The following is a 10,740-nucleotide window of genomic DNA, read 5'->3' on the forward strand; positions in this document are numbered from 1 at the left end:
GGGCGCGCCCCGACGCCGTGCCCCCCTGCGCCGCGCACAGGCCGTAAGGCCACCCCCCCCCGCCCCGCGGCCGCCCCCCCCGCGGGCCGCCCCGCCCCGCACCACGACCTGGCGCCGGACGGCGGCGGCCCTGGCCATCACGGCCGGCACCGCTCTCGCCGTCGCGGGCGCCATGGGCCTGGAGAGCGACGGCTCCCGCCCGGCCGCCGGGACCGACCGCGGCACCCTGCCCGCCACCCGCGCCTCAGGACCTTCCGGCACGGCGCGCCCGGAGGCCGCACCCGTCCGGCTGCGGATACCCGGCCTCGGGCTCGACAGCCCGCTCGTCGACCTCCAGGTCCAGCAGGACGGCCACCTCGCGGCCCCGGACGACCCGGAGGAGATCGGCTGGTGGAGCGACGGGCCCCGGCCCGGCGAGGACGGCGCCGCGATCATCGTCGGTCACCTCGACTCGCTCACCGGCCCCGCCGCCTTCTACAACCTGGCCTCCCTGCAGCCGGGCGACACCGTCGCCGTCGACCGGTCCGACCACAGCAGCGTGACCTTCACCGTCCAGGCGCTCCGCCAGTACGACAAGGACCGGATACCGGACGACCAGGTGTATGCCTCGGACGGCCCGCCCCAGCTCCGCCTGATCACCTGCGGTGGTACCTACGACCGCGCCCAGCACGAGTACCGCGACAACCTCGTCGTCTACGCCGCAGCCGACCCGTCTCCGGACGAGCCTCCGCCCGCCTGACCGAGAAGAGAATGCCGCCATGCCCGACCGGCACCTGCCCGCCCGACGCCGTCCCCGCCTGCGCGGCGCCGTCGCGGCTTCGGCGCTCGGCGCCGCGCTGTTCCTGGCCGGCGCAGTCGGGCTGCCCGCGCAGACCCCCACGGACGGCGGCGCGCCGACGGCGGCAGGGGCAGGGGCAGGGGCAGGGGCAGGCGACAGTCTCACCACGGACATCGGCCGGCTCCAGGCACACCTGCGCGACACCCCGGGCGATGCCGAGGCGCTCGCCGCGCTCGGCCTGGACTACGTCCAGCAGGCGAAGAACACCGCCGACCCGTCCTACTACCCGCGAGCCGAGGAGGTCCTGCGCCGCTCCCTCTCCGCCGAGCCCGCCGACAACTTCACCGCGCTCGGCGGCATGGCCGCCCTCGCCGCGGGCCGCCACGCCTTCGCCGACGCACTCGACTGGGCGCAGCGCGCCGTGGCGGTGAACCCGTACAACTCGGCGCTGTACGGGACGCTGGCCGACGCCTACACGCAGCTCGGCCGGTACGACGAGGCCGCGGATGCGGTCCAGCGGATGGTCGACCTGCGGCCGGGGGCGCCGTCGCTGTCCCGGGCCTCCTACGTCGCCGAGCTGCGGGGTGACACGGCCACCGCGCGCGCCGACATGGCCCGCGCCCTGCAGGACGCCGCGGGTCCCGCCGACCGGGCGTTCGCCCACTACTACCTGGCACAGCTGGCCTTCGGTTCCGGCGACGCGGCCGGTGCGCTCGCCGAGGCGCAGGCGGGCCTACGCGAGTCGCCGACGCACGCGGGTCTGCTGGAGGCCCGTGCCCTGGCCCGGGCCGCGCTCGGTGACACGGCGTCGGCCGTCGAGGACCTCACGGCGGCGGTGCGGCAGGTGCCGGCGCCGCAGTACGTGCTCGAGCTCGGTGATCTGTACCGGTCGCTCGGCCGGACGGCGGAGGCCGCCGAACAGGACCGGGTGTTCCGCGCCGAGCAGCAGCTGTTCACCGCCAACGGGGTGGCCCTGGACGCGGACGCGGCACTGTTCGAGGCCGACCACGGCGACCCGGCGCGGGCACTGGAGATCGCGACCGGGGCGGTGGCGTCACGCCCGTTCGTGGAGTCGCACGACGCCCTCGCCTGGGCCTTGCACATCAACGGCCGGGACGCGGAGGCCCTCGCGGAGTCCGACCTGGCCCTCGCTCCGGGGCTGCGCAGTGCGCTCTTCCACTACCACCGGGCGCAGATCCTGGCGGCGCTCGGGGACGGGGCCGGGCAGCACGACGAGCTGGCGCGGGCCCTGGCCATCAACCCGCACTTCCACCCGGTGTGGGCGCCGCGGGCACGGGAGGAGATGGGCGGCCGGTAGCGCCGCTGCCGCCGCCCGGTGGGCACCGGCGGTGCCGCTCCGGGCGGCCGGTCCGGTCAGGGGGTCTTCACGCGTTCGGGGTCACCGCCGAGGGTGCGGTACAGCGCGGTCCACCGCTGGTCGGTGTCGGTGGGCGGCTTGCCGTCGCAGTAGTGCTTGGTGCCGTTCGCGGTGTAGTAGCGCATCATCTCCAGGACCGCTCGCGGGTCGGCGCTCTCTCCGGCGGTGTAGGGCGTGCCCGGCGTGCGGGTCTGATGTTGCAGGCAGGTGGGCGAGGGTGTGCCGGCCTGGGCGTCGAAGCTGCCGCTGTGATCGGCGCTGCAGCCGGTGAGGGCGGTGACGGCGGCGATCAGTGCGGGGGCGATCAGCGGGGCGAGGGAGCGCGGTCGGACGGGCGGCATGGCGGGCTCCGGTCGGGTTCAGAGGGTGGCGGGGAGGCTGCGCAGGACGAGTCCGGCGCCGACGGTGAGGACGAGCAGGGCGGTGAGCAGGGCGCTGTACGGGGCGAGGCGGCGCAGGCGGCCGACCAGAGTGCCGCCGGCCGCCCGGTCGAGGCGGTCGCCGAGTTTGACGAGGAGCAGGCCGGTGGCGGTGAGGGTGGCGGCCATGCCGAGGCCGTACGCGATCACCAAGCCGGCGCCGAACAGGGTGCGGCCGAGGGCGACGGCACCGAGCAGGACGACCAGGGCGGACGGGCTCGGGACGAGGCCGCCGGCGATCCCGAGGCCGATGAGGCTGCGCCGACCGGCGGCGCGGGGCCCGTGGCGGTGCCCGCCGAACAGGCCGTGCCGATGGTGGTGGTGGTCGTGATGCGGGTGGTCGTGGTCGTGATGCGGGTGATCGTGGTCGTGATGCGGGTGATCGTGGTCGTGATGCGGGTGGTCGTGGTGCGTGCCGTGCACGTCGTCGTGGTCGTGGTCGTGGTCCTGCACGTCGTGGTGGTGGTGGTCGGCCGCAGCCTCGTGCACGTGGTGTACCTGGTGGTCGTGGTGTCCGTCCGGGTGCCCGCGATCATGGTGGTGATGGTGTTCCGGGCCGCGGGTCAGGGCCGTGGGGCCGGCGAGAGCGGGGGCGGGGGCGAGGCCGGCCGTTGTGCGCACGCCGGGTACCGCCGTCGGTGTCCGACGGCGGCGGGCGACGTCGCGCAGCAGGCCCGCGCCGACGAGGATCACCAGCACGCCGCTGACCACGCCGAGCCAGCCCAGGAGGACGTCGCCGGCGAGCGAGCTGAAGGCGGTCAGGCACAGGCCGGTCAGCAGGACGCCCGCGGTGTGGGTGGCGGTGACGGTCGCTCCGACGGTGACGGCGTCCCGGGTGCGGCCCCGGCGCCCGGCCAGGTAGGCAGCCATGACGGTCTTGCCGTGGCCGGGCAGAAGGGCGTGTCCCGCCCCCAGCACGGTCGCGAGGAGCACCGCGAGAAGTCCGAGCGGCAGTGTGAGACGGCGGGCGGCGCCGAGCCGGGTGAGCTCGCCGTCCAGGGACGCGAGCCACGCGGTGGGGCCCGCACCTGCGGTTCGGGCGGCGTCACCGGTGGCGGCCGGGCCCGCAGGTGCGCCGGGGGTCGCGTGGAAGCGGGCGGTCGTCACACCGCTCGGACTGGACAGCAGATCGCGCGGGTAGTCCCGCAGTTCATGGGAGACGGAGGTGTCGGGAACGTCGGTGTGGTCGAGGGCGACGCGGTCACCGCGGGCGGTGATCTCGTTCCATCCCACGCGTGTGGCGTCGAATCCGCTCGTGACCTCGAAGTCCGCACCGTCCTCGGGAAGCCGTACCGGGGCCCGGAGGTGGCATTCGAGTCGACCGGTACGGAGTCCTGCCGCGCCTGGCTGGTAGGTGAAGGACGAGGAGGTCACCGACCAGCCCAGGACGCTGCCGGAGGTGGTGCGGACCTGGAGCCGGTGGGCCGCGTCGTCGCACTGCCGTCGCGCCCAGTCCGCGCGTTCGGTGTCGTCGACGGCGCCGTCGCCGTTGCGGTCGATCTGCGTCTGTTCCTGGAGGGTGGGGATCTCGGCGGTGTCGGTGACCGCCAGGGCTTCGACGCGGTCCGGCGAGAGGGTCAGGCCGAGGTAGTGGTTGAGGGAGAAGTTGCCGAGCGGGTGGGCGGCCGCGGGCGGCGCGGCGGCCAGGAGCGGCCACAGCACACCGGCCGTGGCGGTGGCGGCAAGGATGAGCAGTCGGCGAGCACGCATGAGTTCTCCGATGGCGGGGCTGGTCCGTCGGGACCTCGCGGCGAGCGGAAGCCACGCCCGATCCCCGTGGGCGGGCCGGGCCGATGGCCCCTGCCAGGGCGTGGCTGCGCCAAGGATGACCCCGGCGCGGACCACGGGATGCGCAACACACCGACAGTGGGTGGACCGTCACTCCCCGTGAGCCCCGGATCGAACGCGCGGCTGATCAGTCGACCCTGTGGTCGACCTGGCTGGCGCCGCGCCCCGGCGGCTTCCCACCCCCTGCACGCTCGGTGACAGCTTGCGCACCGGCAGGCATCGGCGACACCGCCCACACTCCGGGCATCCGCCACGCCGCGGACCCCCTCGCGGCGATCGACAACGCGATCCCCAAGGGGGATTCGCCGTCGTCCCCCTGCCGAGCGGGTGACGCCCCTGCGCCGGACGGGTGAGACGCCCCGTCCACGTCCTCGGCCCTGACGAACCCACAACGACATCCGGCGGAGGGTTCCGCTCTCGGCGCCCCCGGCCGGATGCCCACCGCCCGCGCGTGCCGCGACGCGGTCCCTCGTCATGGAAGCGAGCACACCATCAGCATGAACGTCACACGCCGACCCGCGCGCCCCTCGTCCGCCGCCCGCTGCGCGACGACCCTCACCGCACTCGGTCTCGCGATCTCCGGCACCGCCCTGCTCGGCACGGGGGCGGGCACCAGCGCGGCCTCCAGCCACCGCGAGGCGCCGCTGATCGCTGCGGACCCGCAGGTCGACAACACGGACGTCTACGCCTTCACCAGCCCCGACAAGCAGGACACCGTGACCCTGGTCGCGAACTGGCTGCCCTTTCAGGAGCCCAACGGCGGACCGAACTTCTACCCGTGGGCCGACGGGGCGCACTACGACATCAACATCGACTCCCAGGGCACCGGCCACCCCGACATCACCTACCGCTGGACGTTCCACACCGAGGACCAGCGGGGCACCAACACCTTCCTGTACAACAACGGTGCGGTGAACAACCTCACCGACAAGACCCTGCTCTTCCGGCAGTACTACACCCTGCAGGAGATCCGCGAGGGCTGTGACCCCGTCACCCTCGTCGAGCACGGCACCGCCGCACCGTCCGACACCGGCAAGGCATCGATGCCGAACTACGCACGGCTGCGCCAGCAGGCCACCGTCCAGCTGCCCGGCGGCGGCCAGACCGTCGCCACCCAGGCCGCCGACCCGTTCTTCCTCGACCTGCGGGTCTTCGACCTCCTCTACGGCGGCAACCTCTCCGAGGTCGGGCAGAACACCCTCGCCGGATACAACGTCAACACGCTGTCCATCCAGATCCCCAAGAGCCGACTCGCCTACCGGGGCGACGCCACCCGCAACCCCGTCATCGGCGTCTGGTCCAGCACCGAGAAGCAGACCCTCAAGCTCAGCCCCGGCAAGGCCGAGCCGGCCGGCAAGTACGTCCAGGTCTCCCGCCTCGGCAACCCGCTGGTCAACGAGGTCGTCGTCCCCGCCGGCCTCAAGGACGCCTTCAACGCGCTCCCGCCGTCCGAGGACCACAACCAGCCCGCTGTCGTCAACAAGGTGCTGAACCCCGAGGTGCCGCAGCTCGTCCAGGCGATCTACGGCATCCCGGCGCCCGCAACCCCGCGCACCGACCTGCAGGAGATCTTCCTCACCGGCATCGCCAAGTCCACCGGCGGCCCCTACCAGGTCGACCTCAACTCCCAGCTCCTCAACAAGGACGTCAACCCCAAGCGCTTCGTCCCCGCCGAGGAACTGCGGCTCAACATGTCCACGCCCGTCACCCCGACCCCCGACCGGCTCGGCGTCCTCAACGGCGACTTCCAGGGCTTCCCCAACGGCCGCCGCCTCACCGACGACGTCGTCGACATCGCCCTCCAGGTGATGGAAGGCGCCACCCCGGGCCACCTCATCGGCGCACTCGCCGCCGGCGACGGCGTCAACCAGGCCGACCAGCCGTTCGGCGGGTCCTTCCCGTACCTCGCACTCCCCTACGCCAAGGCCGTCAACCAGCCGAACTAGGCACCCACGCCGGGTGGGTGGCGTGCCGACGCATCACGCCACCCACCCATGTGCGAGCCAGGGCCGCACGACGGCTCCCCCACGACATTTCGTCATTTCGTCCGGCACCGCCTGCAGGAAGAGACCACGACGTGCGACGCCTGCCCCTCGTCCTCGCCACCGCCGCGCTGTGCGCCGGCCTCGCCGCCGCGGGCGCCGGCGACCGGCCGGCCCCACCGGCCGCCCCGCCGCCCGAACGAGGCGCCAACGGCTCCGGCCACGAACGTTCGCTCGCACAGGCCGTCGGCGCAGACCAGGAGCGGCTGCGACAGGTGCCCGCCGACGCGGCCGGCTGGGCGCGCCTCGGGTCCGAGTACGTCGAACAGGCCAGGCTCACCGCCGACCCCTCCTACTACCCGAAGGCCGACGAGGCACTGCACCGATCCCTCTCCCTGCAGCCCGGCGACAACGTCGACGCCCTCACCGGGCTCGGCGCCCTCGCCAACGCGCGCCATCTGTTCGCGGTCGCGCGCGACTTCGCCGACCGGGCGCTCGCCGCCGCCCCGCTGCACTGGCCCGCATACGCCGTCCTCGCCGACGCCCGCACCCAGCTCGGCGACGACAGCGGCGCCACCGATGCCGTCCAGCACCTCCTCGACCTCCGCCCCGGCACCGCCTCCTTCGCGCGGGCTGCCTACGACCTGGAGCAGCACGGCCGCACCGACGACGCACGTGCCGCTCTCCAACAGGCGCTCGGCTCCGCGTACGACGGCGGCGACAAAGCGTTCTGCCGCTTCCAGATCGCCGAACTCGACCGCAACTCGGGCCGTTACGAGCAGGCCCTGGACGGCTACCGGCAGGCGCTCGCGGACGATCCCGCCTACACGCCGGCCCTCGCCGGCCGGGCACGCGCCGAGGCCGCTCTCGGCCGCACGGACGACGCCCTGCACGACTACCGCACCGCGTCCGCCGCCGTGCCGCTGCCGCAGTACGTCCTCGAACTCGGCGAACTGGAGGAATCACTCGGCCACGCCGAGCAGGCCCGCGAGCAGTACCACCTCCTCGGCGCCGAACAGCAACTCGCTGCCGCGAACGGCGTCGTGGACGACCTGACACTCGGCCAGTACGAGGCCGACCACGGCGACCCCGCGCAGGCCGTCCGCCTCCTGCGCGCCGAATGGGACCGCCGGCACAACGTCCTGGTCGCGGACGCCCTGGCCTGGGCTCTGCACCGTACCGGCGCGGACGGCGAGGCCCTCGGCTACGCCGACCGGGCCGCGGCGCACGGGTGGGACAACGCCCTGTTCCTCTACCACCGCGGCGAGATCGAACACGCCCTCGGCCGAACCGCCGAGGCCCGCACCCATCTCGCCGAGGCCCTGGCCACCGACCCGGCCTTCAACCCACTCCAGGCCCGCACCGCCCGCACCACCCTCCAGGCGCTCGGCGGATGAACGGCCGCGCGCCCCGCGCGGCCCACCGCTCCGGGCATCGGACGGCTACGGGCCGGCACGATCCAGGCGGCCCGGGCATGGGCACGGGAACCGTGGCGTTGGCGGTGAGCTCCAGGAGCCGGGCGATCCGGACACGGTCCAGGCCAGGCTCGCCGACACATTCCAGAACCGGGCCGCCGGGGCTCACCCGGCGGGTCACGGCAGCGACGCGCTCACCCTCGGTCGGGTGCCTGGCCCTGCCGGGGAGCGTCCCAGGGCAACACGAAGCCGAGACTGCAGCCCGGTCGGAGCCGGTCGCACGAGGCCCCGGCGGGTCGCCCACGCGGGTCGGCCCGTAGGCTGCCACCATGACCGGTGATCGAATGACTGTCCCAGACGCGCTCGACACGCTCCTGGCCGGCAACCGGCGCTTCACCGCCGGCACCCCCGAGCACCCGAACCAGGACGCCGCGCGCCGCGCCGCCATCGCGCCGGCCCAGAGCCCGTTCGCGGTCATGTTCGGCTGCTCCGACTCGCGGCTGGCAGCGGAGATCATCTTCGACCGCGGTCTGGGCGACCTGTTCGTGGTCCGCACGGCCGGCCATGTCGTGGGCCCGGAGGTGCTCGGCAGCATCGAGTACGGCGTCAGCGTCCTCGGAAGCCCGCTCGTCGTCGTCCTCGGCCACGACTCCTGCGGCGCCGTCGCCGCCACCCGCGCGGCCGTCCAGGACGGCACCACCGCCACCGGCTACGTCCGCGACGTGATCGAACGGGTCACCCCCAGCGTCCTGGCCGCCCGCGCCGCCGGCCACACCGAAGACGCCGACTTCATCGACACCCACATACGGCACACCGTCGACCTCCTGCTGGAGCGCTCCCGCGTCCTCGCCGCCGCCGTCGACGCGGGCACTGCCGCCGTGGTCGGCCTCTCCTATCGCCTCGCCGACGGAACCGCCCGCCTGATCACCGCCCGCGGCGCCGACGTGCCCGCCGGCACCCCGGCCCAGTAGCGGCCCCGCCGGCGGGGGACCGAGGACCGGGCCCGGCTGCCCTCTCCGGCTTCATCCCCCGGGCAGCCCGACCCCTCGCCCCTTCGACGGTCCACCACGCCTCGCACTGAGGCCGTGGCGGACCGACCGGCGGCCAGCGGCGCCGACAGGGATAGTGCCCTGCTCGGGGCGATCGGAGATGCGCACCAGCCGCCCGCCACCGCGGAAGCGGGCGGCTGGGCCTGTGCCTGCCCGTTCCGGTCGCCCGGGGCGGCGGTCGGACGGTGTGCGCCGGGAGTGGTCGGAACGGCAGGTCGGGGGTTGCAGTCAGCGTAGGTCTCGGTGCGGTCGGTGGCGTAGGGGCCGCGGTTCCCGTCGCCGGGCCGGATCAGGCCACTGGTGTCGTGCTTCCAGGCGGTCAGGGCGTCGATGGCCTGATAGCGGCGCCACTGTGTGTCGCTGGAGCGCAGGAGCCTGCGGGCGTGCAAGGCCAGGACGGGCCCGATGCGCAAAGTCCTTCGCGGCGAAGAAGCTCCGGGTGCGGTGATCGGTGTGGCTGAGCACGGCGTCCCTCACCTCCTCCGGCAGGTCCCGGTCCCGGCAGAGGGTCATCCGTACGGCGGCCGAGTCGCAGGCGAGCAGCACCCGCGGACCTCACGGGTCCCGAGGTCGTCCGGCACGTCCGGCGACGAGACGACGGCCCCGGCCGCGACCGGAAGAACGACGGCCCGGGGCGTGGGATGCCCGTGGGCCGCCCGAACACTAGACTGGACCGGACCTTCCGACCCCTCGGGGAGGGTGTCATGCCGGCCGTGACCGTGGACAACGTACTGGATCTTCCGCGTATCGCCGAGCCCGATCCGCAGGTCGCCGCGCAGCGGACGGTGACGACGGTGACCTCGGCGCCGAGCGGGTTCGAGGGTGAGGGGTTCCCCGTGTACCGGGCCTTCGCCGGTGTTCCGACCCAGGCGCTGGACCCGTTCGTCCACATGGACCAGATGGGCCAGGTCGACTACGCACCGGGCGAGCCCAAGGGGACGCCCTGGCACCCGCACCGGGGCTTCGAAACCGTCACCTACATGATCGACGGTCTCTTCCAGCACCAGGATTCGCACGGGGGCGGCGGCCTGATCACCGATGGCGCCACGCAGTGGATGACTGCCGGGAGCGGGATCCTGCACATCGAGACGCCACCCGAGGCGCTGGTCGTCTCCGGTGGCCTGTTCCACGGCATCCAGTTGTGGGTCAACCTGCCCAGGGCGAGCAAGTGGAATCCGCCCAAGTACCAGAGCATCGAAGGCCACGAGGTCACGCTGCTGTCGTCCGCCGACGGGGGCGCGCTGGTGCGGGTCATCGCCGGGGACCTCGACGGGCATCCCGGCCCCGGCTCGACGTTCACGCCGATCACACTGGCCCACGCCACCATCGCCCCCGGGGCACGCCTGGTGCTGCCCTGGCGCCCCGACTTCAACGCGCTGGTCTACGCGCTGGCGGGGCACGGTTCGGTGGGGGCCGAGGGCCGGCCCCTCGCCGCTCACCAGCTCGCGGTCCTCGGCGCGGGCGGCGCCCTGACCGTCACGGCGAGCAGCCGGCCCGACGGTGACACGGCCGAGTTGGACGTGCTGATCCTGGGTGGGGAGCCGATCCGGGAGCCGGTCTTCCACTACGGCCCGTTCGTGATGAACACCAAGGCCGAGGTCATTCAGGCCATGGAGGACTACGAGGCGGGCCGGCTCGGGGTGATACCGGAGGACGCGATCATGCCGCACACCGCGCGGGGCGTCGAGCGTCGCCCTGAACGGTGACGGCAGGACGTGGCTCCCGGAATCGTCCCTGCACGCTGCCGACCAGCCCGACACCTCCATGCCATCCGGGCCGACGGGCCCAGGCCCCGGCCACCGCGGCCTGGGCCGGCGCCGACCGTCGCGGGCCGCTCCAGAGCGGGGCGCCCGGGCCGGGCGGGGGGGCCCCCCCCCGGGCGGGGGGGGCGGGGCGTGTGGGACCGCCACGACCCAGGCCCCCAAGCACAG

8 protein-coding genes are annotated in these 10,740 nt (G+C 74.1%); 6 read left to right on the forward strand and 2 right to left on the reverse strand.

Annotated features, from left to right (window positions below):
- Together ACFV0G_RS07195 and ACFV0G_RS07200 are read left to right on the forward strand one after the other, a co-directional pair.
- On the forward strand, positions 1–739 hold a 739-nt coding region (locus tag ACFV0G_RS07195), incomplete at its 5' end, for a class F sortase (protein WP_380542969.1).
- A gap of 19 nt (positions 740–758) precedes the next feature.
- Positions 759–2,096 carry a tetratricopeptide repeat protein gene (locus ACFV0G_RS07200; protein ID WP_380542972.1) on the forward strand — a complete coding sequence of 446 codons (1,338 nt, stop codon included), beginning with the start codon at positions 759–761 and terminating at the stop codon, positions 2,094–2,096.
- Positions 2,097–2,152: 56 nt separating this feature from the next.
- On the opposite strand, the gene ACFV0G_RS07205 is transcribed toward ACFV0G_RS07200, so the two are convergent.
- Both ACFV0G_RS07205 and ACFV0G_RS07210 read right to left on the reverse strand, forming a co-directional pair.
- Positions 2,153–2,497 (reverse strand): hypothetical protein, encoded by a 345-nt coding sequence (locus ACFV0G_RS07205; RefSeq protein ID WP_380542975.1) that lies wholly within the window; start codon positions 2,495–2,497, stop codon positions 2,153–2,155.
- Positions 2,498–2,515: 18 nt separating this feature from the next.
- Positions 2,516–4,285 (reverse strand): high frequency lysogenization protein HflD, encoded by a 1,770-nt coding sequence (locus tag ACFV0G_RS07210; protein WP_380542978.1) that lies wholly within the window; start codon positions 4,283–4,285, stop codon positions 2,516–2,518.
- Between the two features lie 575 nt (positions 4,286–4,860).
- Here ACFV0G_RS07210 and ACFV0G_RS07215 point away from each other — a divergent pair.
- The 4 genes from ACFV0G_RS07215 (at position 4,861) to ACFV0G_RS07230 (ending at position 10,515) form a co-directional block, all read left to right on the forward strand.
- On the forward strand, positions 4,861–6,309 hold the full coding sequence (locus tag ACFV0G_RS07215; protein ID WP_380542981.1) for a DUF4331 domain-containing protein: 1,449 nt from the start codon (positions 4,861–4,863) through the stop codon (positions 6,307–6,309).
- A 131-nt stretch (positions 6,310–6,440) separates the two neighbouring features.
- Positions 6,441–7,742, forward strand: coding sequence for a tetratricopeptide repeat protein (locus ACFV0G_RS07220; RefSeq protein ID WP_380542984.1), 1,302 nt, complete (start codon positions 6,441–6,443; stop codon positions 7,740–7,742).
- Positions 7,743–8,104: 362 nt separating this feature from the next.
- Positions 8,105–8,731, forward strand: coding sequence for a carbonic anhydrase (locus ACFV0G_RS07225; protein WP_380542987.1), 627 nt, complete (start codon positions 8,105–8,107; stop codon positions 8,729–8,731).
- A gap of 782 nt (positions 8,732–9,513) precedes the next feature.
- A complete protein-coding gene (locus ACFV0G_RS07230) occupies positions 9,514–10,515 on the forward strand; it encodes a pirin family protein (protein ID WP_380542989.1) in 1,002 nt (333 codons plus the stop codon).
- Positions 10,516–10,740: the final 225 nt, after the last annotated feature.

Source organism: Kitasatospora sp. NPDC059571 (genome assembly GCF_042735675.1).
In the GTDB taxonomy this organism is placed as follows: Bacteria; Actinomycetota; Actinomycetes; order Streptomycetales; family Streptomycetaceae; genus Kitasatospora.

Excerpts from the sequence above, each read along its gene's own strand:
- ACFV0G_RS07210 (WP_380542978.1), bottom strand. The coding sequence starts at position 4,285 with ATGCGTGCTCGCCGACTGCTCATCCTTGCCGCCACCGCCACGGCCGGT.
- ACFV0G_RS07205 (WP_380542975.1), bottom strand. The coding sequence starts at position 2,497 with ATGCCGCCCGTCCGACCGCGCTCCCTCGCCCCGCTGATCGCCCCCGCA.
- ACFV0G_RS07215 (WP_380542981.1), top strand. The coding sequence starts at position 4,861 with ATGAACGTCACACGCCGACCCGCGCGCCCCTCGTCCGCCGCCCGCTGC.
- ACFV0G_RS07230 (WP_380542989.1), top strand. The coding sequence starts at position 9,514 with ATGCCGGCCGTGACCGTGGACAACGTACTGGATCTTCCGCGTATCGCC.
- ACFV0G_RS07225 (WP_380542987.1), top strand. The coding sequence starts at position 8,105 with ATGACTGTCCCAGACGCGCTCGACACGCTCCTGGCCGGCAACCGGCGC.
- ACFV0G_RS07200 (WP_380542972.1), top strand. The coding sequence starts at position 759 with ATGCCCGACCGGCACCTGCCCGCCCGACGCCGTCCCCGCCTGCGCGGC.